The sequence below is a fragment of the Mycobacterium montefiorense genome (assembly GCF_025823255.1).
Taxonomy (GTDB): Bacteria; Actinomycetota; Actinomycetes; order Mycobacteriales; family Mycobacteriaceae; genus Mycobacterium; species Mycobacterium montefiorense.
In genome coordinates this window covers 406,991-430,554 of the sequence record NZ_JACKVL010000013.1, presented here as the reverse complement: position 1 = coordinate 430,554, position 23,564 = coordinate 406,991, and the positions used below count along the sequence as shown (strand labels likewise).

The following is a 23,564-nucleotide window of genomic DNA, read 5'->3' as shown; positions in this document are numbered from 1 at the left end:
TGAAGCGAACTGAGGCCAGTAAGAGCGAACTGGTCTTACTCAGCTTACGGTCACAATTGGCGAACCGCTCGCTGTTGGGCCAGGACCGTTATCGCTTCGGACCGCCTGTTCACTTTCGGAAGCCAACCGCATGGCTTCTTCGATCAGCGTCTCGACGATCTGGGCTTCGGGCACGGTCTTGATCACCTCACCCCGAACGAAGATCTGACCCTTGCCATTTCCGGAGGCAACGCCGAGATCGGCTTCGCGGGCCTCCCCCGGGCCGTTCACCACGCACCCCATCACGGCGACCCGCAGTGGCACATCGAGGCCGTCCAGCCCCGCGGAGACGGCGTTGGCCAGGGTGTAGACGTCGACCTGGGCGCGACCGCACGACGGGCACGACACGATCTCGAGCCCACGCGGTCGCAGGTTGAGCGATTCGAGAATCTGAATACCGACCTTGACTTCCTCGACCGGTGGCGCCGACAAAGACACCCGGATGGTGTCGCCGATGCCGCGCGACAACAGGGCGCCGAACGCCACCGCCGACTTGATGGTGCCCTGGAAGGCCGGCCCGGCCTCGGTGACGCCGAGGTGCAGCGGGTAGTCGCATTGCGCGGCCAGCTGTTCGTAGGCGGCGACCATCACGACGGGGTCGTTGTGCTTGACGCTGATCTTGATGTCGCCGAAGCCGTGCTCCTCGAACAGCGAGGCCTCCCACAGCGCCGACTCGACCAGCGCCTCGGGCGTCGCCTTGCCGTACTTTTCCATGAACCGCTTGTCCAGCGAGCCGGCGTTGACGCCGATGCGGATCGGGATGCCGGCCGCGCCCGCCGCCTTCGCGACCTCACCGACCCGGCCGTCGAACTCCTTGATGTTGCCCGGATTGACCCGTACCGCAGCACATCCGGCGTCGATCGCGGCGAAGATGTACTTCGGCTGGAAGTGGATGTCGGCGATCACCGGGATCTGGCTGTGCCGGGCGATCTCGCCCAGCGCGTCGGCATCCTCCTGACGCGGGCAAGCCACCCGGACGATGTTGCAGCCCGCTGCCGTCAGCTCGGCGATCTGCTGCAGCGTGGTGTTGACCTCGTGAGTCTTGGTGGTGCACATCGACTGCACCGAAATCGGGTGGTCGCTGCCGACCCCGACGTCGCGCACCATCAATTGGCGCGTCTTACGCCGGGGTGCGAGCGTGGGCGCCGGAGCCTCCGGCATGCCCAAGCCAATGTCCACTGTTTTCAATTCCTTCGGTTGGTTACTGAAAGAGCCTGATCGGGTTGACCAGATCCGCGGTCACAGTCAGCAGCATGTAGCCGACCACAAACACCAAGACCACGTAGGTCGCTGGCATCAGCTTGAGGTAGTTCACCGGCGCCGCCGCGACCAGGCCGCGGGTGGACCGCACCAGGTTTCGCAGCTTTTCGAACACGGCGACCGCGATGTGACCGCCGTCGAACGGCAGCAGCGGCAACAGGTTGATCGCGCCCAGGATCAGATTCAACTGAGCCAGGAAGAACCAGAACGCCACCCACAACCCGTGATCGACGGTGTCGCCGCCGATGATGCTGGCCCCGACGACGCTCATCGGTGTCTCCGGGTCGCGCTGCCCACCGCCGATCGCGTGCACCAGCGCACCGACCTTCGTCGGGATCGCGACCAGCGCCTTGCCCACCTCAACAGTCAGGTCGCCGGTGAAGGAGAAGGTGGCCGGGATGGCGGCCAGCACGCCGTAACGCGTCGGCGTGACCTTGACCGCACCGACACCCATGGCGCCGACCGTCGACGCCGCGGGCTTTCCGTCCTGGCCGTTGGCCACAAACCGCTCGGTTTGGGTGATGTCGACGTAAACGGTGATCGGGGTGCCATCCCGCTCGACGACGATCGGCACCCTGCCGTGCAGCTTGCGGATCGCGGCGGCCATGTCGTCGAAGGTGGACACCGAGGTGTCACCGACCTTGACGACGACGTCGCCGGCCCGGATGCCGGCCAGCGCGGCCGGGCCGGGACCGGTGCAGCTCCCGATCTTGCCGGGTGCCGTTTCCGGTGCGATACAAGCGGTTTCGCCGACGGTGGCCTTGGTGGGTGGGTGCAGGTTTGGCAGCCCCCAGACCATTGCGATGACGTAGATCAGCACGAGGCAAATGATGAAGTTCATGCCCGGGCCGGCAAACAGCACCGCGACGCGCTTCCACGTCGTCTGCTTGTACATCGCCCGCTCGGATTCGTCGGGCGCCAGGTCCTCGACCGGGGTCATCCCGGCGATGTCGCAGAACCCACCCAGCGGAACGGCCTTGACGCCGTATTCGGTCTCGCCGCGCCGGGTCGACCACAGCGTGGGACCGAAGCCGACGAAATAGCGGCGCACCTTCATGCCGGTGGCGCGCGCGACCCACATGTGGCCGCACTCGTGCAGGGCCACCGAGATCAGGATGGCCAGCGCGAACAGCACAATGCCGATTGCGAACATCATCAGGCGCTAGGACCTCTCTAAGACCATTCCCGAAACTTTTTTGGTGACTCCCGCGGGGCTTGCGGTTGTGACCGCGCGCTGCGCTCGCTCCCGCGCCCAGCGCTGCGCGTCTAGTACCTCATCCACGTTAGCGGGTGAAACGGCCCATTGGTCGGCGGCGCTCAGCACGTCGGCGATTGTTCTGACGATGGCCGGAAAGCCGATGCGGCCGTCCAGGAAGGCCGCCGCGGCTTCTTCGTTGGCGGCGTTGTAGACCGCGGTCATGCAGCCGCCAGTCTCGCCGGCGTGCCGGGCCAGCTCAACGGCCGGGAAAACATCGCTGTCCAGCGGCTCGAATTCCCAGCTAGAGGCCGTGCTGAAGTCGCAGCTCGCGGCGGCCCCGGTCACCCGTCGCGGCCAGCCCAGCGCCAACGAAATGGGCAGCTTCATGTCCGGCGGGCTGGCCTGAGCGATCGTCGAGCCATCGATGAATGTGACCATTGAATGAACAATCGACTGGGGGTGCACCACGACCTCGATGCGGTCGTAGGGGATGCCGAACAGCAGGTGGGTTTCGATGAGTTCGAGCCCCTTGTTGACCAGCGACGCCGAGTTCAGGGTGTTCATCGGGCCCATTGACCAGGTCGGATGCGCACCAGCCTGCTCAGGCGTGACGGCCTCCAGGTCGGCGGCGGCCCAGCCGCGGAAGGGCCCACCCGAGGCGGTCAGCACCAGCTTGGCGACCTCGTCGGGTTCGCCACCGCGCAGGCATTGGGCCAGCGCGGAGTGCTCGGAGTCCACCGGCACGATCTGACCCGGTTGTGCCGCCTTCAGCACCAGCGGACCGCCCGCGATCAGCGATTCCTTGTTAGCCAGCGCCAGCCGCGCACCCGCGTTCAGTGCCGCCAGGGTCGGTCGCAGGCCCAGCGCCCCGACCAGGGCATTGAGCACGACGTCGGCTTCGGTCTGCTCGACCAGCCGGGTGACGGCTTCGGGACCGTGGAAGGCGACGTCTCCGAGTGACGCGGCCGCGTGTTCGTCGGCGACGGCGATGTTCGTCACTCCGGTCTCGGCGCGCTGTCGCGCCAGCGTGTCAAGGTTCGCTCCGCCGGCCGCCAGCCCGACGACCTCGAAGCGATCCGGGTTAGCGGCGATCACCTCGAGCGCCTGGGTGCCGATCGAACCGGTGCTGCCCAACACGAGCACGCGGATGGGGCCGTCGGCCGGCGCTTCGGTCCTCGGGTTGGTCACTCACTCATTGTGCAGCGTCGACCCGGCGACAGCGGCGGTCCGTCGCGGCGTATGCCAGAATCTGTGATCAGAAGACGATCCGATCCGAAGGGAATCGCCGTGGCCAGTACCGAGGTGGAGCACTACAACGGCGTCGACCCGGCCGAGGTGCCATCCGCCGCGTGGGGGTGGAGCAAGGTCAACACCCGCACCTGGCACGGCGTCGGCATCTTCGGCGTCATCTTCCTGCTGGCGATGCTGCGCGGCAATCACGTCGGCCACGTCGAGGACAACTTCCTGATCGGGTTCGCCGTCCTCGCAGTCGTCATCCTGATCCGCGACATGTGGGGCCGCCGGCGCGGCTGGATCCGCTAGCCGCTCAACGCCGCGCCCGTCGGCGCCACGCACTCACCAGCGCGGCGGCCAGCAGCACCACGATCCACGGCCAGACGCCATGCTGGTGCACCCAGCCGGCCAGCACGCCCTGTAACCGGCCCGCCGCGGTTATCAACGCATCCCGGGGATCCGCCGCGGTGTTGAGCAGCCGCAACTCGTAGCGGCCGTAATGGCCGACGTACAGCCCGACCACCACCAGCAGCACCCCGCCAATCCGATTGACGAACGGCAGGACCCGCCGCAGCCGATCGGCCAAGGCCGAGCTCGCGGTCGCGGCGGCGACGGCAAGCGCGCCGACCACCAGAGTCAGGCCGGCGACGTACGCCAGATAGATGGACACCCCGGTGACAACCGACCCGCTCCGCAAACCGGCGGCGGTGACCGCCAGGAACGGCCCGATCGTGCAGGACAGCGACGCGATCGCGTAGCTGATGCCGTAGCCGTACATGCCTACCAGGCGCGATCCCTGCTGCTTTGGAGCCCACCGCGGCCCCAGCTGCCGGGGCGTCAGCGCGGTCAACTCCCGACCCGACAGCAGCCAGATCCCAAGCACGACAAGCACAATGCCGATTGCCACGGTCGCGTACGGCAGGTAACGCTGCACCGTCGTGGCCGCCGAGATGGACAGCGCGCCGAACAAACCGAACACCGTCAGAAAACCGAGCGCCATCCCCGCGGTTGCGCTCAGTGCACGCACCAGGCCGGCAAGCGGACTGACGCGTTCGCTGTTGCGCTGCTCGCGGACCACCAGCAGCAGGTAGGCAGGCAGCATCGCAAACCCGCACGGGTTCACCGCGGCCACCAACCCGGCGGCGAACGCCAGACCGATTAGGCCTTGGTTCACTTCAGCGCGGCCACCCGCCCGGCCAGCTCTTGCTGGGACATGGCCGAGGTCGGGTTGTTGACGAACGTCGAGCTGCCGTCCGCCCGGTAGAACACGTACGCCGGCTGCCACGGCACGTTGTAGCGGGCCCAAAGCGAGCCGTCGGCGTCGTTGAGGTTGGTGAAGTTCAGGTTGTACTTGGAGACGAAGTTCTGTTCGGCGCCGACATCAGAATGCCCGGCGATGCCGACGAACGTGACGCCGGGATTGGCGGCCGCTACCTGGCTGACGCCGGGAGCTTCGGCGTTGCAGAACGGGCAGAACGGCGCCCAGAACCACAGCACCGTGGGCTTTCCTTGCAGGCTGGCCCCGTTGAACGGCGCGCCGCTCAGCGTGGTCCCGGTGAACTGCAGCCGGTCGTCGGCGGCCAGCGCGCGCGGCGCGGCGGCCGATATCAGGACAGCCACGACAAGGCTCGTCACCAAAGCCGCGGCAAACATCTTGACGTGCGCTACCTTGCGGATGGTCATGCCAACCCCCTTTGCTGGACTGCTACCTCACAACACGGCGTAGCCGGCCGACCGGTTCAGCGCTTCAGCTACCCGCCTTCGGCGGCCAGCTGTCCGCACGCGGCGCTGATCTCGCGGCCCCGGGTGTCGCGCACCGTGCACGAGACGCCCTGTGCCCGGACCCGCCGGACGAACTCGCGCTCCACATTCTTGGGGCTGGCATCCCAGTCACTGCCCGGCGTCGGGTTGAGCGGAATCAGGTTCACGTGCGCCAGCGGCCCCAGCGCCCCGTGCAGGCGCTTGCCGAGCAGGTCGGCCCGCCAGGCTTGGTCATTGACGTCGCGAATCAACGCGTACTCGATCGACACCCGCCGTCCGGTCACGTCGCCGTAGTACCGCGCGGCGTCAAGCGCCTCGCTGATCTTCCACCGGTTGTTGACCGGAACCAGCGTGTCGCGCAGCTCGTCGTCCGGCGCGTGCAGCGACAACGCCAGCGTCACCCCCAGCCGTTCGTCGGCGAGCTTGCGGATCGCCGGGGCCAGGCCGACGGTCGACACCGTCACCGAGCGGGCCGAGATGCCGAACCCGTGCGGCGGCGCCTCCGTGATGCGCCGCACCGCGGCCAGCACCCTGGCGTAATTGGCCAGCGGCTCCCCCATGCCCATGAAGACCACGTTCGACAGCCGGTCACCGAAGTCGTCGCGCAGCGCCACCGCGCAGGCGCGCACCTGCTCCAGGATCTCGGCAGTCGACAGGTTGCGCGTCAGTCCGCCTTGGCCGGTGGCACAAAACGGGCAGGCCATGCCGCAGCCGGCCTGCGACGAGATGCACACGGTGTTTCGCTGCGGGTAGCGCATCATCACCGATTAGAAGGTGGTGCCATCGATGGCCCGCCACAACGTCTTTCGTGTCTGGCCCGCGTCGCAGGTGATTTCGGTGGCGACGCCGATCAGGTTCGGGAACATGGTCTCGGCGATCACGTCGCGTACGGCCGCCGGCAGGTCGGTCATCTGCCGCGGATCCGCGATCAGCCGGCCGTAGTACTGGTGAGCGAGCTGCTTGGCCCGAAACGCCGGCAAGCCCAGCTCCGCGACGGCCGAGGCTCGCCCACTCGCATCGAGGTCGGCAAGGTGCCGCGGCGGCAGGCCGCGGCGCGGGGCGTCGAACACCAATTCTTGGACCATGACGTGACCAGTATCGGCCTTCTCAGGCGGGCAGCAAGGTGAACAGCGTCCAGGCCGCGACCGCCGACGGGAGCACACCGTCGAGGCGGTCCATCAGGCCGCCGTGCCCGGGAAGCAGTCGGCCCATGTCCTTGATGCCGAGGTCGCGCTTGACCTGAGATTCCACCAGATCGCCAAGCGCGCAGGTCAGCACCAACACGAAGCCCAGCACCACACCCTCCCACGGCGGTCGGCGCACCAGGAAAGTCGCGATCAGAAACGCCGCGGTGATGCCGCAGACCAGCGAACCGCCAAGTCCCTCCCACGACTTCTTCGGGCTGATCGTCGGAACCAGTGGATGCTTGCCGAACAGCACGCCGAATGCGTAACCACCCACGTCGGAGGCGACGACCGTCATCATCAGGCAGAACACCCGCGCCGCGCCCTCGGACGGGTGATAGACCAGCAGCGCGTTGAAGGAGGCGAACAGCGGAACCCATGCGGTCAGGAATATGGTGGCCGACGCGTCGCGCAGGTAGTTCGACGGGGGTGGCGGGCCGGCGGCGGGATCGTGGTGCCTGCTTTCGTCGTGCATGAACAGCCGCCAAAACATGCAGACCACCACCGTGGCGCCGAAACCAGCCAACGCCCCGCGAGCACCGTATGGCCAGGTCAGCCATACCGTGACCTGGCCGCCGACCAGCAGCGGGACGACCGGGATGACGTAGCCTGCCTCACGCAGCCGCCGCACCACCTCATGGCTGGCGATCAAGATCGCCCCAGCGCATAGGACCACCCAGTAGCGCGGCGCGAACATCAGCGTGACAACAACAAGTCCCCCGGTGAACAGCCCAACCGCGAATGCGGCGGGCAGGTCTCGCCCCGCCCGGGACGTCTTGCGGGTCGGCCCCGGCGTCGGTTCGCTGGACTCCCGCGCGTCGGACGGGGTGCCTGCGCCAGCATCGGAGGTTGCCACGGAGTTGGTTGCTGAGCGGCCGCTAGACCTCCAGCAGCTCGCCTTCTTTGTGCTTGACCAACTCTTCGATCTGGGTGACGTACTGCTGAGTCGTCTTGTCCAGGTCCTTCTCCGCGCGGCCGACCTCATCTTCGCCGGCTTCGCCGTCCTTGCGGATCCGGTGCAGCTCTTCCATCGCTTTGCGACGGATGTTGCGCACCGAGACCTTGGCGTCCTCGCCCTTGCCCTTGGCCTGTTTGACCAGCTCGCGGCGGCGTTCCTCGGTCAGCTGCGGCACCGCCACCCGAATCAGGGTGCCATCGTTGCCGGGATTTACGCCGAGGTCGGAGTTGCGGATCGCCGTCTCGATGGCCTGCAGCTGGCTGGCCTCGTACGGCTTGATCACGACCAGCCGCGCCTCGGGGACGTTGATGCTGGCCAGCTGGGTGATCGGGGTGTTCGTGCCGTAGTAGTCGATGACGATCCGGTTGAACATGCCCGGATTGGCGCGGCCGGTCCGGATGCTCGACATGTCGTCCCGCGCCACCGACACTGCTTTCTCCATTTTCTCTTCGGCGTCGAAGAGAGCCTCATCGATCATGTGCGCCGCTCCTCCTGGTCCTGCATCGTGCATCGTCGCAAGCGCGGATCATCGCGTCTTCCCCTCAAGTGGTAACTAGCGTTCCGATCTTCTCACCAGCGACCGCCCGAGCGATATTGCCGTTAGTCAGCAGGTTGAACACCAAGATCGGCATGCCATTGTCCATACACAGGCTGAACGCCGTCGCATCGGCCACCCGCAACCCTCGGTCGATGACTTCTCGATGACTGATCACGGCGAGCAACTCGGCGTTGGGATCCTGCCGCGGATCGGCGGTGAACACACCGTCGACGGCCTTGGCCATCAGCACCACGTCCGCGCCGATCTCCAGGGCGCGCTGCGCGGCCGTCGTGTCGGTGGAGAAATACGGCAGCCCCATGCCGGCCCCAAAGATGACGACGCGGCCCTTCTCCAGGTGCCGGACGGCCCGCAACGGGATGTAGGGCTCGGCCACCTGGCCCATCGTGATGGCGGTCTGGACGCGGGTGGCGATGCCTTCCTTCTCCAGAAAGTCCTGCAGCGCAAGACTGTTCATCACGGTGCCGAGCATGCCCATGTAGTCCGAACGGGTGCGCTCCATGCCGCGCTGCTGAAGTTGAGCACCCCGGAAGAAGTTGCCACCGCCGATCACGACGGCGACTTGCACACCGTCGCGGACCACCTCGGCGATCTGTCGGGCCACCTGCGCCACGACATCGGGATCCAGTCCGACCTGGCCGCCGCCGAACATTTCGCCGCCAAGCTTGAGCAACACTCGCGAATACTTAGCCGGGTTCGGCGGGTCTTCGTGGTCGGCTGCGGATGCCGGAACGCCGTTAGCGCTCGTAGGCTCAGGCTGCGTCATCAAACTCCTCGCATGACAGTGCCATCCCAGGCTCGGCTACTTGTCACCCACCCGGAACGGCCGTTCATATCCTGCCCCATCGCAGCACAATCTGGCGCCAGCGGGGTGCATTATCTGTGCGGGTCGCGAACCGGGTCGCTGCCTTCACCAGTCGGCGCAGGTCACGCTCGGAAGAGTCGCTTTCACGACTTTGCCTCCGGCATCAGATGTTTGAGCTCTCGGCGGCCCGGGAACACGTCATTACGCGGCGGGGAAACCACGGCTTTGAGAAGCAGGGCCGGACATGCCGTATGACCGAATCGATCGTTGAGCCGATCGTACGAGCGCGTCAGTCGCTCACCCCCACGTACGCCACAGGAGGAATGATCCATGGCCGACCACGAAAACTCCGGACCCGCGGAAGCCGTCAAGGGCGTCGTCGAGGACGTCAAGGGGAAGGTCAAGGAAGCCGCCGGTGCTCTGGCCGGACGCGACGACCTCACCCGCGAGGGCCAGGCCCAGCAGGACAAGGCGGAGGCCCAGCGCGACGCGGCAAAAAAGGAAGCCGAAGCCGACGCCGCGCGCGGCGCCGCGAAGGTCGCCGAGGAGCGCCAGAAGTCCAACCAATAGCTTGATTCGAGGATGGGTCCGGCCCGTTTTGACGGGCCGGACCCGTCGACTTTTCGGGAGCCGTTTTCCGCTCCATCCAGGCAAAACCATTCCTATGAATCGCCTGTCTAAGCCGGTATTCGCGCGAACACGAGCAAAAAAGAAGGCATAGTTGTGTGCGCAATGGGGTACTCAGCGCTGCGCTGACGGCATCTCCCGCGAGTTGCCGGCGCGGTCGGGGGCGGCGACAGACCCTCATGAGGTTTGGAGATGTCTTGGACGTGCTACTGCTTTCCAATGCCGATGATTTCGCATCGGCATTGCCGACCCTGCAGTCGTTGACGCAAACGATCCGGCGCATCCCGCTCTGCGACCAGCTTGACGGACATCATGACAGTGCTGACGTAGCAATCATCGACGCGCGCACCGACCTGGCGGCAGCCCGCAACGTGTGTCGCGGCCTGACGGCCAACACACCGGCCATCGCGGTCGTGGCCGTCGTTGCCCCCGCGCATTTCGCATCCGTGGACGTCGACTGGCGCATCGACGATGTGATGTTGCCCGCCACCGGCGCGGACGAGTTGGAGGCGCGGCTGCGGCTGGCGATCAAGCGGCGCCGCAGCGCGGTGGACGGGTCGCTGAAGTTCGGTGATCTCGTTCTGCACCCGGCAAGTTTCGCCGGGTCGCTGTGCGGCAAGGATCTCAGCCTGACCGTCACCGAGTTCAAGCTGCTGAATTTCCTTGTGCAACATGCCGGTCGGGCATTCAGCCGCACCCGGCTGATGCACGAGGTCTGGGGCTACGACTCCAACGGACGCGTCCGCACCGTCGATGTTCACGTGCGACGGCTGCGCGCAAAGCTTGGACGCGAACACGAATCGATGGTCGACACGGTCCGCGGTGTGGGCTACATGGCGGTGACGCCACCGCACCCGCAGTGGATCGTCAACGACACCGGGCCAAGTCCAAACCTCAACGGCATTCACCGCTGACCACAGCGTATGCGGTTATTTTCCAAGCACTTTCGCGTGTCAGGCGAATAGCGGCAGCGCACGCTTGCGTGCCAGCGCGTCCATTCCCTGCTGAATGCCGTTTTGGACCTCTCGGTACTTGCTGTCGACGTAGTCGTCGTCCTCAGCGCTCGCCGCATCGTGGTCCAGCTCAACCGCCGGCATGAATCGCGTTCTGATTTTGGCCGGCAGCGGCAGCTGCGGAAGTGCGGCGGGTGCGAGGCCCCACGGCAGTGAGACCGCCAGTGGAAATACCTTGAGCCGCAGCAGCCGGTCGAGTTGCAACGCCTTCGACAGGCGGTCACCGCGGATCAGCACGGGCATGGCGTCCGCGCCGCCGACCGTCGCGATCGGCACGATCGGCACGCCAGCGCGAATCGCCATCTTCACGAAGCCTTTGCGCCCCGCCAGGTTGGCATGGTCACGCTCGGCCCAAGGGCGCAGCGAATCCACTTCTCCGCCAGGCCATAGCGCGACATCTCGCCCCTCGGCCAGCGCCGTGGCAATGGCGTCCGGGGCGGCCGGAAGCACTCCCATCGACCGGAAGTAGCGCCCGATAAGCGGGATGGCCATCAGCGCGTCGTGAGCCGTCCCATGCAGTGTGCGTTCTTGGCCGAATCGTCGCCACCACTGGATGCCAACGGTCCAGGCATCCCAGACGAATGGGGCGCCAGAGTGAATTCCGACCAACAGCGCCGGCGGCTCGGGAACGTGCTCCCAGCCGTCGATTTCCATCCGAAACCAATAGTCGACCAACAGATTCCAGGCAAACTTCTGCCGTTGCAGGGTGGTCTCGTCCTGACCGCTCAGATCCCATTCAGCGGCTCGCTGCGCCACCCAGCCGCTCACTCCGCCGCGCTGATCGCTGCGCTTTTCCTCCATTGTCGCCCGGGCCTGTTCGGCATGTCGTTCCGCTTGTTCGCGTACCGAAGCCGGTCTGTGATCTGCACGACTCATTACTGACGGGTACCCAGCGCAGTCATATCCAATTCGTCCAATACTCACCAAAATGCTTGTGGCACCGATGCAGAACTCCCCGCGCCACGGTGTGCGGCGCGGGGAGTTCTTTTCGGCAACTAGGCCCTAGCCAGGCTTAGGTGTGCGCCGGCGCTGCGGGCGCCGGGCCCGGCGGCATGCCAGGCGCTGGGGTTGCGTTCGGCGCTGCGGGCTCCGAGCCACCCGGCATGTTCGACGTCCAGATCAGGACATCTTGCGCGCCCTCGTTGTAGGCGACACCGTTCGGCGGTGCGCCCGTCACGTCGAAGTACAGCGTGCCGGTCGACTCGCTACCCTGCTGGATCGGCGCCGGGTTAAGGCTGCCGGGAGCCTGAACCTTGTCGATCACCCGGTAGTTCTGACCGTTGGGCCCGCGGGCGATGAAGTCGTTCACCATCGGGGTGACCAGACCGCCATCCGAGCGGGCGGTGACATCCACCTGATACAGCGTGCCCTTCGGCGTGTAGCCGGGGATCGCCGCATTGCTCGGATGCAGGTTGCTCACCGTGTAGTTCGTGATCAGCGGCCCCTGAATGAGCTGCTGGCTGGTGCCGAAGCCCTGAATATTGGGCGCCGCGGTTGCGGTCGCTGCGGTGAAAGCGCCGACAGCAGCAATACCGGCGGCTCCGATCACCGATTTCATAGCATTAGAAGTAAACTTCACGCTAAATACCTCTCAGTCCAATCGTTACCATTGTTTCCCCGCGATGACTTACCCCCGGCACGGGTTATCACCGCGCCTTTGCCGCATAGCCATTCCGCAGCTGGTCCAAACATCATGGCTCTGACATGAGGCGATACCATTACTGCGGGAAGATCTTGTCGCCCCAGAATACGCAGAGACCTCAACAACTAAGTTCCGCCCCAAATGCCACAATCGAGATCTGCAGCGCGAACATGTTCGCTCGCGAATTCGTAAATCACACCGATTACGCGTGCCGAATCCACATATCCACGATCGGCGTACACGACGCCGATCGGTCGGTGTCGGGCCGTGCTTACGGCCGGACGCCGCGCGGATATGTCAATATCGCTGACATGGGCCAGACCGATGATGCTCCGCTTGGCTATCTGCTCTACCGGGTTGCAGCCGTGCTGCGACCCGAGGTTGCCGCCGTGTTGGGCCCGCTCGGCTTGACACTTCCCGAATTCGTTTGTCTGAGAATCCTTTCGACGTCCCCGGGGCTGTCCAGCGCCGAGCTGTCGCGCAACACCAACGTCACACCGCAGGCGATGAATACGGTGCTGCGCCGGCTGGAGGAGGTTGGCGCCGTGGAACGGCCGACGTCGGTGTCCTCCGGGCGCGCCCTACCGGCAACGCTGACCGGTCAGGGACGCACGATACTCAAGCGTGCCGAAGCCGCGGTCCGCAGCGCCGATGATCGCATCCTGGCCAAGCTGACCGCGGCGCAGCAACGCGAATTCAAACGGATGCTGGAAAGGCTCGGCTCCGACTGAATGCGGCTATTCGGCCGCCTGGATCCGTGCCCACGGCCGTGCCTCTTCGAGCTCGTAGGCGAGTTCGAGCAGCAGCGCTTCCTGCCCCAGGTCGGCGGCGAGCATCATGCCGACGGGCATCCCCTCGGCTGACTGCGCCAGCGGTAACGAAATCGCCGGATCCCCGGTGACATTCTGCAGCGGCGTGAACGCCACCCAATCGATTAGCCGGTCCATGACCTGCTGGTAGTCGTTGGGCGCCAAATGACCAACTCGCGGTGTCATGTCGGCGAGCGTCGGGGTGAGCAACACGTCATAGGTTCGGTAAAACTCGGCGCTGCGCCGCCGCATTCTGCGCAATCGCACAATGGCCCCCGGCAACCGATGCAGGTTGCGGCTGGTGTGGCGCTCCAAGCCCAGCGTCAAGGCGTCCAGCCGGGTGCGGTCGAAGGTGTTGCCGAACACGCGCCGCCCCGTGCGCACCTGCGCCAGCGCGAGAAATCCCCAATAGAGGATGAAGTCGTCGACGAAGCTGTCCGGCACCGGGTGCTCCTCGATGTGTTCGACACGGTGCCCCAGCTCTTCGAGTACGCCGGCGGACTTGAGGGTCAGCTCCGTGAGCTCCTGGCCGCACTCGCGCCGGACCGAAGCGGTGGCCACCGCGATCCGCAGCCGCTGGCGGCCGGGCCCGGTGACGTCGCCGACGGGCGCCAGCTTGGGATTACGCCAGATGCGTTCGGCCTCCCGATAGAAGGCCGCGGTGTCGCGCACGGAGCGGGTCAGCACGCCATTGGCGACGATGCCCACCGGCATCCGTCGTAACTCCGGGTCAAGCGGCAACCTGCCGCGTGACGGCTTGAGACCGACGATCCCGTTGCAGGCGGCCGGAATTCGGATCGAGCCACCGCCGTCGTTGGCGTGAGCGATCGGCACCACCCCGGCCGCGACGAACGCCCCCGATCCCGACGATGAAGCCCCGGCCGTGTAGTCGGTGTCCCACGGGTTGCGCACCGGCCCGAGCCGCGGGTGCTCGGCGGCAGCGCTGAACCCGAACTCCGACATCTGCGTCTTGCCCAGCGGCGTCGGCCCGGTGGCCAGATACACCTGGGTGAACTCGCCGTCGGCAACGGCATTGCGGGGCGCCCACGCGTCGGCGCCGCGCATTGTCGGCTGGCCGGCGACGTCGACGTTGTCCTTGAGGAACGTCGGCACCCCTTCGAAAAACCGGGCCGAGGCACTCGCAGGATTCGCCGACGCGGTCGTCGCGACTTTCCGAGCCTGCTCAAAGGCCTTATACGCCAAGCCGTTCAGGGCAGGGTTGACGGCCTCGGTGCGAGCGATCGCAGCCTCGATGACGTCGGTTCTGCCGATCAAGCCGGCTCGGATGGCCTCGCTGAGACCGATGGCGTCGAGATCGCCGAGGGCGTCGTCACCGAAAGCGTGCACACGTCGCATGGCACTGACGCTAGCCGCTCACGTTGCCGCGCTTAGGTCTGACCCACCTCGAAGCGAACGAATCGGGTCACCGTGACGCCGGCCTCCTCGAGCAGAGCCTTGACGGTCTTCTTGTTGTCGGACACCGACGGCTGCTCGAGCAGCACGGAGTCCTTGAAGAAGCCGTTCAGCCGGCCCTCGATGATCTTGGGCAGCGCCTGCTCCGGCTTGCCTTCGGCCTTCGCGGTCTCCTCGGCGATGCGCCGCTCGCTGGCCACCACGTCCTCGGGGACGTCGTCGCGGGACAGGTAGCGGGCCTTCAGCGCCGCGATCTGCAGCGCGACGGTGTGCGCAGCCTCGGCACCATCGCCGGTGTATTCGACGAGCACACCCACGCCCGGCGGCAGGTCCGCGGCGCGCTTGTGCAGGTAGGTCTCGACGGTGCCGTCGAAGAAGGCGGCACGGCGCAGTTCCAGCTTCTCGCCGATCTTGGCCGACAGGTCGGCGACGGCCTGCTCGACGGTAGTTGTCGCCCCACCCCCGGGAATAACAGCCGCCTTGAGCGCGTCAACGTCTGCAGCCTTGGATTGGGCTGCGGCGGAAACGATCTCGTCGGCCAGCTGCTGGAATTCCGCGTTCTTGGCGACGAAGTCGGTCTCGCTGTTCAGCTCGATAAGCGCGCCGTCCTTGGCCGCGACCAGACCTTCGGCCGTGGCACGCTCGGCGCGCTTTCCGACATCCTTGGCGCCCTTGATCCGGAGTGCCTCGACCGCCTTGTCGAAGTCGCCGTCGGTTTCGGCCAGTGCGTTCTTGCAGTCCAGCATGCCCGCACCGGTGAGCTCACGAAGACGCTTGACGTCGGCAGCGGTGAAGTTCGCCAATGATCAGCCTTCCTATGAGGATTCAGGGGTTGTTTCGGTTGCAGCTCCAACGGCGTCGGTGGTGGCTGTGGTTGTCGCAGTCGTAGTGGCGGAAGCCAGCAGTTCCTGCTCCCACTCGGCGAGCGGCTCTGCGGACTCCGCCTCGGGCTTGCCGTCGCCGCGGCCCACGCCGGCACGAGCCTGCAGGCCTTCGGCGACCGCGGAGGCGATCACCTTGGTCAGCAGCGCCGCCGAGCGAATCGCGTCGTCGTTGCCCGGGATCGGGTAGTCGACCTCGTCGGGGTCGCAGTTGGTGTCCAAGATCGCGATGATCGGGATGTTGAGCTTGCGGGCCTCCGCGACCGCGAGATGCTCCTTGTTGGTGTCGACGACCCAGATGGCCGACGGCACCTTCGCCATGTCGCGGATACCGCCGAGGCTGCGCTCCAGCTTGTTCTTCTCGCGGGTCAGCATCAAGATTTCTTTCTTGGTGCGTCCCTCGAAGCCACCGGTCTGCTCCATCGCCTCGAGCTCCTTGAGGCGCTGCAGGCGCTTGTGCACGGTGGAGAAGTTGGTGAGCATGCCGCCCAGCCAGCGCTGGTTCACGAATGGCATGCCGACGCGGGTCGCCTCGGCCGCGACGGACTCCTGCGCCTGCTTCTTGGTACCGACGAACATGATGCTGCCACCGTGGGCGACGGTCTCCTTGACGAACTCGTACGCCTTGTCGATGTAGGTCAGCGTCTGCTGCAGGTCGATGATGTAGATGCCGTTGCGGTCGGTGAAGATGAACCGCTTCATCTTGGGGTTCCAGCGTCGGGTCTGGTGCCCGAAGTGGGTGCCGCTGTCCAGCAGCTGTTTCATGGTCACGACGGCCATGGTGATGCCATTCCTTTGTGTCGGTTGTCGCCCGGCATCGGGTGAAGCCAGGCCCTGGCGCCTGCTGCGATGCCGGACCCTGTTACGGGACCGCCCGGCATGCGCTGCGTTCTCCTAGTGGAACGGGAGACGCGGGGCAGACGCGCGAAGTCAGCCCGCGAACGAGCTGCGACGAGCAGTTTACACCGACTCAGCTGGTGCTTTTTCCCCAGCACATTGTCCACAGTGCGGCTTGCGTACACAGATTCGGCAAACACGGGTGGCCATGTCGTCGACGTCGCGCTGAACTCATGGGGTGCGGTGGGCGGCGCTGATCGTGAGCTCCACCCTGGCTCTGGCCCTGATCTGCGCATTCTCGGCGGCGGCGGACGAGGTTCGGCTGGATTGGCCGCTACGGCCGGCCCCGGCCGTAGTCCGGGGATTCGACGCCCCGTCGCCCAACTGGCATCCCGGGCACCGCGGCGTGGACCTGGCGGGTCGTCCCGGCCAGCCCGTCTACGCCGCCGGCGGCGCGACCGTGGTGTTCGCCGGGCTACTGGCGGGACGGCCGGTGGTGTCGCTGGCTCATCCGGGCGGGTTGCGCACCAGCTACGAGCCGGTCCGGGCGAACGTCCGCGCCGGTCAGCAGGTGACGGCGCAGACAGTGATCGGCGAGTTGGTCGCCGGGCACAGCGGGTGCCGGGCGGCGGCCTGTCTGCATTGGGGCGCGATGTGGGGCCCGGCGTCGGGCGCCGGCTACGTCGATCCGCTGGGCCTGCTCCGGGCGACGCCGATTCGGCTCAAGCCGTTAGGAGACTAGGCGCGCGGGTGTGCCTGATCGTGCACCGCCCGCAACCGCGACACCGCGACATGGGTGTAGAGCTGCGTAGTCGCCAAGCTGGAATGGCCCAGCAGCTCCTGGACGACGCGCAGGTCAGCCCCGCCTTCGAGCAGATGCGTCGCGGCGCTGTGTCGCAACCCGTGTGGCCCCATGTTCGGCGCGCCGTCCACCGCGGCAATGGTCTGGTGCACGACGGTGCGCGCCTGCCTCACATCGAGCCGACGCCCTCGCGCGCCCAGCAACAGCGCCGGCCCCGAGTCCGCGGTGACCAGGGCGGGCCGCCCGTCGGCCAGCCAGGAGTGCAGCGCGTCGGCAGCCGGCACCCCGAACGGCACGGTCCGCTGTTTGTTGCCCTTTCCGAGGACTCGCACCACGCGGTGGCCGTTGTCCACGTCATCGATATCCAGGCCACACAGCTCGCTCACCCGAATCCCGGTGGCGTACAACATCTCGACGATCAGCCGGTCCCGCAGGGCCAGCGGATCTCCTTGTTCGGCACCGGATTTCGCGGCGGCCATGGCGTCGGCGGCCTGATCCTGACGCAGCACCGCCGGCAGGGTGCGGTGCGCCTTCGGCACCTGCAGCCGCGCGGCGGGGTCCACAGTCAGCAGGCCGCGCCGCAGTGCCCACGCAGTGAACGCCTTGACCGCCGACGTGCGGCGGGCCAGCGTGGTGCGCGCGGCGCCGGCCACCGCGCCGGTGGACAGCCACGTCCGCAGCAGCGGCAGACTCAAACCGTCCAGGGCAGCGCCGTGGCCGTCGAGGAAGGCGAACAACGAACGCAGATCACCCAGATACGCGCGGCGCGTATGTGCTGAACGCAGGCACTGCAAATCCAGGTACTCGTCGAACTCCTCGAGAATCGCCTGCACTCCCCCACGGTCGCAGGCCTGGACCGTCGCGTCAGTCGACGCGCCGAAGCGTGTCCGGGGTGAGATCTTTCAGGGTCGGATAGCCGTCGACGGCCATGATGAGATCGGCTTCGGCCAGCAGCGAGCGCAGCACGTGCACGATCCCGTCGGCCCCGCCGAGCGACAGACCATAGGCGTAGGGACGACCGATCCCGACGGCGGTCGCGCCCATGGCCAGCGCCTTGACGATGTCGGCGCCGCTGCGGATCCCCGAGTCGAACAGCACCGGCAAGCCGTCGGCCGCCTCGACCACACCCGGCAGGCAGTCCAGCGCGGGCAGACCGCCGTTGGCCTGCCGCCCGCCGTGCGTGGAGCAGTAGATCCCGTCGACGCCACCGTCCCTGGCGCGCCGGGCGTCGTCGGGATGGCAGATGCCCTTGATGATCATCGGCAGGTCGGTCAACGACCGCAGCCAGGGCAGGTCGTCCCAGGTCAGCGGGCTTCCGAAGGTCGTTATCCACTGCAGCACGGTGCCTTGCGGATCCTCCTCGGGCGGGCGCGCCAAGCTGGCGCGAAAGACCGGATCGCTGGTGTAGTTGCTCAGGCAGAGCCCCCGCAATTGGGGAAAGTTGGCAGTGGTGAGGTCGCGCGGGCGCCACCCGGGAATCCAGGTGTCGAGGGTGACGACGATGCCTTTGAAGCCGGCGGCTTCGGCCCGCTGCACCAGGCTGGCGGCTAGGTCGCGATCCTTCGGGGTGTACAGCTGGAAGAAGCCGGGAGTATCACCGAACTCCGCGGCAACGTCTTCCATCGGGTCGGCGGTCAGGGTGGAAACAACCATGGGCACACCGGTGGCCGCGGCCGCACGCGCGGTGGCCAGGTCGCCTCGGCCGTCCTGGCCACAGATGCCGATGACGCCGATCGGCGCCATGAACAGCGGAGACGGCAAGGTCAAGCCGAACATCTGCACCGACAGGTCGCGGTTGGCGGCACCGACGAACATGCGCGGCATCAGGCCCCAGTGATCGAACGCCTCCCGGTTGGCCCGCTGCGTGCGTTCGTCGCCGGCGCCCCCGGTGACGTAGGACCACACCGACGGCGGCATGGCCTGCTCGGCGCGGGCCTCCAACTCCGCGAAGGCCATCGGCAGCTTGGGCGCTATCCCGGACAGGCCCTGGAAGTAGATCTCGTTCTGGTAGTCCGCGAATGCCATGGGATAGAGAATGCCAGGCGGCCGTCAGGCCGACGAGCTTGCCGACTCCGCCTCGGCCAGTTCCTTCTTCCATTGCCGGAAGGTCTCTTCGGTGCGGCCGCGCCGCCAATAGCCGGAGATCGACGCCGCCCACTTGGCGTCGATGCCGCGCTCTTTGCGGATATAGGGCCGCAGGTTGTGCATGACGGCTTGGGCTTCACCGTGGATGAAGACGTGTGGCTGCCCGGGCAACCACAGCGTGGTGGTGACGGCCTCGATCAGCGGCGCGAAATCGCCGGCGCGGTCGTCGCCGGCCAGATCGGCGCGGCTGCCGCGGTAAATCCAGCTGACCTGTATGCCTTCCGGCGCGGCTAACGGGAGTTCGTCGGCCGGACCGGCTACTTCGATGAACGCCTTGCCGATTGCGGTGGGGGGCAACGCCTCCAGCGCGGTGGCGATGGCCGGCAGCGCGGACTCGTCACCGGCCAGCAGATGCCAATCGGCCGCGGGGTCGGGTGTGTAGGCGCCGCCGGGCCCCATCAGATAGATCACCTGACCGGGTTGGGCGGAGCCCGCCCAGGTACCCGCGACGCCATGCTCGCCGTGCACCACGATGTCCAGCGAGATCTGACAGGCCGCGGCGTCGACCTTGCGAACGGTGATCGTCCGCACCGACGGCCTTTTCTCGGGCGGCAGGACGGCAAAGCTGTCCTGGGTCAGCGGCTGGGGCAATCCGGCCACGTCGATGTCGTCGGCGACGAAAACCAACTTGACGTAGGAGTCGGTGAAATTGCTCGGTACGAAGGTCTCGAACTGACTGCTCCCCAACGTCACCCGCACCATGTGCGGCGCGATCTGCTGGGTGGTTACGACTTCGAAACGTTGAAGTGGTCGACCTGCCACATGTCCTCCTGTCCAGACCCGGCCTCAGCCGACTATACGAGTCGAGCCGTCGCCGCAGGTCGGCCGCCACCGCGGTGTGCAAATGCACCGTTATCCGGGTCGATACCGCGACAATGGGGGCATGAGCGAGGCCGACGGTCTGGACATTCCGCCACTGGCGCCATCGCGGACGTTGTCCGCGGGGATGAAGCCGTTGCTGGTACTGGCGAAGATTCGCGGCATCATGGACGCCTTCACGCTGTCTGAGCCGGAGTTGACGCTCAGCGAGATTCGCGCCCGGACCGGGTATCCGACGTCGACGGTGCAGCGGCTGGTGGCCAACCTGGTGGCCGAGGAGTTCCTCGATCGGATCGACGACCGTTTCCGGATTGGGGCCCGGGTCGCATACTGGGCGGCTCCGGTCGCGAGCAGCATGGGCTTGCTGGACGCGGTGTCACCGGCGCTGGAAACGCTGCGCGACGCGAGCGGTGAGACCGCGTGCTTCTTCCGTCGCGAGGGACCTTTCCGGGTGTGTGTCGCACTCGCGGAATCACGCCACGGCATCCGTCGTGAGATGCATGTCGGCAAGATCATTCCGCTCTATGTCGGTTCGGCTGGCCGGGTCTTGATGGCCTGGGATAACGAAGCATTGCAAGAGGTACTGGCGTCTGAGTTGATCCGGTTCACCGATGCGACGGTCACTGATCCAGACCTGTTGCGCACCAAGGTCGAACAGACACGCCGGATGGGTTTCGCCATCACCAGCGGCGAACGCGATGAGGGCGCCACCGGCGTCGCGGCGCCGGTGTTCGATTCGCATGGTCATGTGCTGGGTGCGCTGATGATCAGCGGACCCAGCTTCCGGTTCTCCGATGAGCTCGCCGAACTGTGGGCCGACAATGTTGTTGGCGCGGCCGACCAGGCGACCCGCACCCTCGGCGGCCGGCTCCCATATTGAGCTAGCCCGCGAAAGGCGGGCGCGCCATCACCGTCGGGCGCAGGCCGTATTTGGGTGTCCTGCTTGCGCTGCCGTCTCCCACTCCGGCCAACGGCAGGCCACCCATCACGCTTCCGATCCCGGAGTCCGGCGTCTCTCGGATATTGCTGATCGGCAGCGGAGTCGCAGCGTGCTCCGCTCCCACCACGCTGCCGTTAGCCCAGACCGGCGGAACCGACAAGCTCCCGACCGTGCCCGCGGTGCCAAGCCCCGCGGAAACCGTACTGCCACCACCGATTAACGCCGGGGTCGCAGCGGGTACGGCGGCGGGCACGGCAGCCGTAGCTGCCCCTCCGATCGCGCCGGTGGATTTCGCGATCGAAACAAAGGTGTTGGCGAGGCCGGCGGAGAAGAAGGGCAGGCCCTCGGTGTTGTAGAAGGTGGTGGAAAACGGCGCGTAGAAGGTCAATAGATCACCCAGCCATCCCAGCGGACCCGTGGTCAGCGCGTCCTTGACCGGATCATCCGCCGGTTCGGCAGCCTGCATGCCGGTGGCCAGCTTTCCCAACGCCGAGGTGATCTTGCTCATCTTGCTGTGCAACGTGTTTTGCGCCGTGCCCGCCGCGGTACCGGTGGCCGCAGTGACCGCGGTCTGCTGGTTTCCGGTACCAGCCGGGTTGGTCATATGGGGTGCCGAGGTAAACGGTTTGACCGCCGAGGTGTTCGCAGATCGGCCCGCATAGTTGTACATGGTCGCGGAGTCGATGGACCACATGGCCTCGTATTGGGCTTCCAAAGCCGCTATCTGCGCGGCGTTTTGGCCCAGCACGTTGGCGGACAGCAGCCGCGCCAGATTGACACGATTGGCCGCGATCACGGGCGGCGGCACGATCGTGGCATGCGCCGTTTCAAAGGCCGACGCGGCGGACATGGCTTGACTGGCCGCATGCTCAGCCGCAGCGGCAGTAGTTCTCATCCATTCCACATAGGGGGTGGCCGCGTCGGCCATCGATGTCGAGGCCTGGCCTAACCACTCCTCGCTGGACAACGTGTTCACCACCCTGCCGTAGGCTACGGCAGCCGAATTCAGGTCAGCGGCAAGAGTATTCCACTCGGAAGCCGCCCCCATCATCGACGCCGAGCCCGCACCCGCGTACATCAGCCCCGAGTTAATCTCCGGTGGTAATGCCCCAAAGTCGAGCATCACGGGCCCCTTAACCAGCCGCGATCGCGTTAGCGGCCTCAGTGGCCGCATACGATCCCGAGCTGAAATCCAGTGCCTCGACAAACATTTCGTGAATCGCCGTCGCCTGTGTACTGAACTGCTGATACAGCTGTGCATGGGCTGCGAACTGCGCCGCGGTCAGTATCGACACGTGGTCTGCGGCAGCGGGAATCACCCCCGTGGTCGGCGCCGCCGCCGCCGCATTCTGAGCCGCCAACGCAGAGCCGATAGCCCGCAATGCACCAGCCGCTTCCGTCAACGCTTCCGGTTGCGCAGTAACGAAGGACATATGATCTCCTTACTCAATAACCTTCCGGCTCAATAAGCCTCGAGAGTTTTCGATACCGACAACGATTGGGTCGCACTCCGGACGATCGCAATCGAAGGCATGTGTTTCGGACCATGGCGTTATCCGGCCGATGGTGGACGAGCGGTAAAGCGGGGGCGAAATCCATATTCGCGGGGCGGCAAGCCGCCGCGGCCACGTCTGCCGCGGATCGGCGCTATTTGGCGGAGAAGTGCCTCTGGTCCGTTCGACGGCGCGCCGACACCCTCAATGCCGATCGCCTCAACGATGGACTTTTCTGCCGCCTTAGGTGCTGTCGCATACCAGCTCGTTGGAACCGACAGCGAACCGATCTTGGTGGACGAAGCCAAGTTTGCCGAGATCAGCCCACCGCCGAGGTTGACTGGCGCCGCGAGTGCGGGCGTTGCGGATAGGCCAGCTGCGGCCGCGCCGGCGAGATGCTCGGGCCACAGCACGCCTATCTGCGAGAAAATCAGAGATCCCACATAGATCATCGGCCAGTAGATGACGTCCAGGGGACCGAACAGAAGTCCTTTTATCTGACTGGACAAGGTATTGATGATGTCGTTGACCGATGGCTGTGTCGCCGACGGTGCGTCAGTCCCCGCCGCTGTGGCCGCGGCCTGAGCGACCGCAGCTTGCTGTTGGGCCAGTCCGGCTTGGTCGGTGGTCTGGCGCGGCTCGGTGAACGGGGCCAATTGTGAAGCAGTTGTCGCGAAACCGGCATAACCGTTCATGGCGACGGCGTCCTGCGCCCACATCTCCGCGTAGCTGGCCTCGGTGGCCGCGATCGCCGCGCTGTTCTGACCAAAAAAGTTCGTCATGGTGAGCACCATCAACTGCGTGCGGTTCTCGGCGACCACCAGCGGCGGGACCGTCATCGCAAACGCCGCGTCGAAGGCCGACGCGACCGCCTTCGCCTGCATGCTGGTCTGTTCGGCCAACGCCGCGGCGGCGCTGAGCCATGAGATGTAAGGCGCGGCAGCGGCGATCATCGATCTCGATGCCGGGCCGAACCACGACGAGCAGGTCAGCTGCGCCGTCACCGTCGAATAGCTGGCCGCACTCGACGCCAGGTCGACGGCCAGGTAGTCCCAGGCCGCGGCCGCGGCCATCATGGGCCCCGGCCCGGCACCGGCATACATCCGGGCCGAGTTGATTTCCGGCGGTAGCGCCCCAAAATCGATCACT

Annotated in this window: 24 protein-coding genes and 2 pseudogenes; 6 read left to right on the top strand and 20 right to left on the bottom strand. The window is 66.3% G+C overall.

The genetic code is table 11. The annotated features are described in order from the left end of the window. Positions 1-39: 39 nt before the first annotated feature. Genes ispG through dxr form a run of 3 tightly spaced genes read right to left on the bottom strand, consistent with a single transcriptional unit; the run spans position 40 to position 3,685 of the window. Positions 40-1,218, bottom strand: a complete 1,179-nt coding sequence (ispG, locus tag H7K34_RS15375) for a flavodoxin-dependent (E)-4-hydroxy-3-methylbut-2-enyl-diphosphate synthase (RefSeq protein WP_108919940.1) — start codon at positions 1,216-1,218, stop codon at positions 40-42. A gap of 22 nt (positions 1,219-1,240) precedes the next feature. After that, positions 1,241-2,455 (bottom strand): M50 family metallopeptidase, encoded by a 1,215-nt coding sequence (locus H7K34_RS15370; protein WP_264062857.1) that lies wholly within the window; start codon positions 2,453-2,455, stop codon positions 1,241-1,243. Between the two features lie 6 nt (positions 2,456-2,461). Then, a complete protein-coding gene (gene dxr, locus H7K34_RS15365) occupies positions 2,462-3,685 on the bottom strand; it encodes a 1-deoxy-D-xylulose-5-phosphate reductoisomerase (protein ID WP_108919938.1) in 1,224 nt (407 codons plus the stop codon). A gap of 99 nt (positions 3,686-3,784) precedes the next feature. Here dxr and H7K34_RS15360 point away from each other — a divergent pair, with 99 nt between their 5' ends. Beyond that, the gene (locus tag H7K34_RS15360; protein WP_264062856.1) at positions 3,785-4,039 is read left to right on the top strand and encodes a DUF2631 domain-containing protein; all 255 of its coding nucleotides are present in this window, start codon (positions 3,785-3,787) and stop codon (positions 4,037-4,039) included. A 4-nt stretch (positions 4,040-4,043) separates the two neighbouring features. Here H7K34_RS15360 and H7K34_RS15355 read toward each other — a convergent pair whose 3' ends face one another. The 6 genes and pseudogenes from H7K34_RS15355 to pyrH all read right to left on the bottom strand — a co-directional run bounded on the left by H7K34_RS15355 (position 4,044) and on the right by pyrH (position 8,955). Continuing rightward, positions 4,044-4,904, bottom strand: coding sequence for a cytochrome c biogenesis CcdA family protein (locus H7K34_RS15355; RefSeq protein WP_264062855.1), 861 nt, complete (start codon positions 4,902-4,904; stop codon positions 4,044-4,046). Beyond that, entirely contained in the window at positions 4,901-5,413 is a 513-nt protein-coding gene (locus H7K34_RS15350; protein ID WP_264062854.1) for a protein disulfide oxidoreductase, read from the bottom strand. The genes H7K34_RS15355 and H7K34_RS15350 overlap by 4 nt, the downstream gene beginning before the upstream one ends. A 68-nt stretch (positions 5,414-5,481) precedes the next feature. Continuing rightward, positions 5,482-6,576: pseudogene (gene rlmN, locus H7K34_RS15345) on the bottom strand (23S rRNA (adenine(2503)-C(2))-methyltransferase RlmN). A gap of 22 nt (positions 6,577-6,598) precedes the next feature. After that, positions 6,599-7,531, bottom strand: a complete 933-nt coding sequence (locus H7K34_RS15340; protein WP_372510775.1) for a phosphatidate cytidylyltransferase — start codon at positions 7,529-7,531, stop codon at positions 6,599-6,601. Between the two features lie 22 nt (positions 7,532-7,553). Continuing rightward, on the bottom strand, positions 7,554-8,111 hold the full coding sequence (frr, locus tag H7K34_RS15335; protein ID WP_108919930.1) for a ribosome recycling factor: 558 nt from the start codon (positions 8,109-8,111) through the stop codon (positions 7,554-7,556). 64 nt (positions 8,112-8,175) lie between these two features. Beyond that, positions 8,176-8,955 carry a UMP kinase gene (gene pyrH, locus H7K34_RS15330; protein ID WP_108919929.1) on the bottom strand — a complete coding sequence of 260 codons (780 nt, stop codon included), beginning with the start codon at positions 8,953-8,955 and terminating at the stop codon, positions 8,176-8,178. A 369-nt stretch (positions 8,956-9,324) separates the two neighbouring features. Between pyrH and mbp1 the strand changes: the two genes are divergently transcribed. After that, positions 9,325-9,564 (top strand): microaggregate-binding protein 1, encoded by a 240-nt coding sequence (gene mbp1, locus H7K34_RS15325; protein WP_264062852.1) that lies wholly within the window; start codon positions 9,325-9,327, stop codon positions 9,562-9,564. 254 nt (positions 9,565-9,818) lie between these two features. After that, positions 9,819-10,535 (top strand): winged helix-turn-helix domain-containing protein, encoded by a 717-nt coding sequence (locus tag H7K34_RS15320; RefSeq protein ID WP_264062850.1) that lies wholly within the window; start codon positions 9,819-9,821, stop codon positions 10,533-10,535. A gap of 39 nt (positions 10,536-10,574) precedes the next feature. On the opposite strand, the gene H7K34_RS15315 is transcribed toward H7K34_RS15320, so the two are convergent. Beyond that, positions 10,575-11,510, bottom strand: a complete 936-nt coding sequence (locus H7K34_RS15315) for a lysophospholipid acyltransferase family protein (protein WP_264062849.1) — start codon at positions 11,508-11,510, stop codon at positions 10,575-10,577. Positions 11,511-11,646: 136 nt separating this feature from the next. Then, the gene (locus H7K34_RS15310; RefSeq protein WP_308203146.1) at positions 11,647-12,213 is read right to left on the bottom strand and encodes an MPT63 family protein; all 567 of its coding nucleotides are present in this window, start codon (positions 12,211-12,213) and stop codon (positions 11,647-11,649) included. Between the two features lie 374 nt (positions 12,214-12,587). Between H7K34_RS15310 and H7K34_RS15305 the strand changes: the two genes are divergently transcribed. Continuing rightward, complete coding sequence (locus tag H7K34_RS15305; protein WP_264062847.1) at positions 12,588-13,007, top strand: MarR family winged helix-turn-helix transcriptional regulator; 420 nt, start codon at positions 12,588-12,590, stop codon at positions 13,005-13,007. 6 nt (positions 13,008-13,013) lie between these two features. On the opposite strand, the gene H7K34_RS15300 is transcribed toward H7K34_RS15305, so the two are convergent. The 3 genes from H7K34_RS15300 to rpsB are packed head-to-tail and all read right to left on the bottom strand — an operon-like array spanning position 13,014 to position 16,159. Further along, positions 13,014-14,441 carry an amidase gene (locus H7K34_RS15300; RefSeq protein WP_264062845.1) on the bottom strand — a complete coding sequence of 476 codons (1,428 nt, stop codon included), beginning with the start codon at positions 14,439-14,441 and terminating at the stop codon, positions 13,014-13,016. Between the two features lie 32 nt (positions 14,442-14,473). After that, complete coding sequence (gene tsf, locus H7K34_RS15295; protein WP_264062844.1) at positions 14,474-15,301, bottom strand: translation elongation factor Ts; 828 nt, start codon at positions 15,299-15,301, stop codon at positions 14,474-14,476. Between the two features lie 12 nt (positions 15,302-15,313). Then, a complete protein-coding gene (gene rpsB, locus H7K34_RS15290; RefSeq protein ID WP_108919922.1) occupies positions 15,314-16,159 on the bottom strand; it encodes a 30S ribosomal protein S2 in 846 nt (281 codons plus the stop codon). 355 nt (positions 16,160-16,514) lie between these two features. On the opposite strand from rpsB, the pseudogene H7K34_RS15285 reads away from it, so the two are divergent. Continuing rightward, positions 16,515-16,949, top strand: a pseudogene (locus H7K34_RS15285) (M23 family metallopeptidase); the annotation flags it as partial. Positions 16,950-16,954: 5 nt separating this feature from the next. Here the strand turns inward: H7K34_RS15285 and H7K34_RS15280 are convergent. From H7K34_RS15280 to H7K34_RS15270, 3 genes are read right to left on the bottom strand one after another with little or no spacing between them, the layout of a single operon-like run. Then, on the bottom strand, positions 16,955-17,851 hold the full coding sequence (locus tag H7K34_RS15280) for a tyrosine recombinase XerC (protein WP_264062841.1): 897 nt from the start codon (positions 17,849-17,851) through the stop codon (positions 16,955-16,957). Positions 17,852-17,882: 31 nt separating this feature from the next. Next, the gene (locus H7K34_RS15275) at positions 17,883-19,043 is read right to left on the bottom strand and encodes a lactate 2-monooxygenase (RefSeq protein WP_264062840.1); all 1,161 of its coding nucleotides are present in this window, start codon (positions 19,041-19,043) and stop codon (positions 17,883-17,885) included. Positions 19,044-19,067: 24 nt separating this feature from the next. Continuing rightward, positions 19,068-19,925, bottom strand: a complete 858-nt coding sequence (locus tag H7K34_RS15270; RefSeq protein WP_108919918.1) for a siderophore-interacting protein — start codon at positions 19,923-19,925, stop codon at positions 19,068-19,070. A gap of 121 nt (positions 19,926-20,046) precedes the next feature. On the opposite strand from H7K34_RS15270, the gene H7K34_RS15265 reads away from it, so the two are divergent. Continuing rightward, complete coding sequence (locus H7K34_RS15265; protein WP_261863722.1) at positions 20,047-20,862, top strand: IclR family transcriptional regulator; 816 nt, start codon at positions 20,047-20,049, stop codon at positions 20,860-20,862. Position 20,863: 1 nt separating this feature from the next. On the opposite strand, the gene H7K34_RS15260 is transcribed toward H7K34_RS15265, so the two are convergent. From H7K34_RS15260 to H7K34_RS15250, 3 genes are all read right to left on the bottom strand, one after another. Further along, positions 20,864-22,045 carry a PPE family protein gene (locus tag H7K34_RS15260; RefSeq protein WP_264062838.1) on the bottom strand — a complete coding sequence of 394 codons (1,182 nt, stop codon included), beginning with the start codon at positions 22,043-22,045 and terminating at the stop codon, positions 20,864-20,866. Positions 22,046-22,055: 10 nt separating this feature from the next. Next, positions 22,056-22,355 carry a PE family protein gene (locus H7K34_RS15255; protein ID WP_264062837.1) on the bottom strand — a complete coding sequence of 100 codons (300 nt, stop codon included), beginning with the start codon at positions 22,353-22,355 and terminating at the stop codon, positions 22,056-22,058. Positions 22,356-22,474: 119 nt separating this feature from the next. Then, positions 22,475-23,560, bottom strand: coding sequence for a PPE family protein (locus tag H7K34_RS15250; RefSeq protein WP_308203156.1), 1,086 nt, complete (start codon positions 23,558-23,560; stop codon positions 22,475-22,477). Positions 23,561-23,564: the final 4 nt, after the last annotated feature.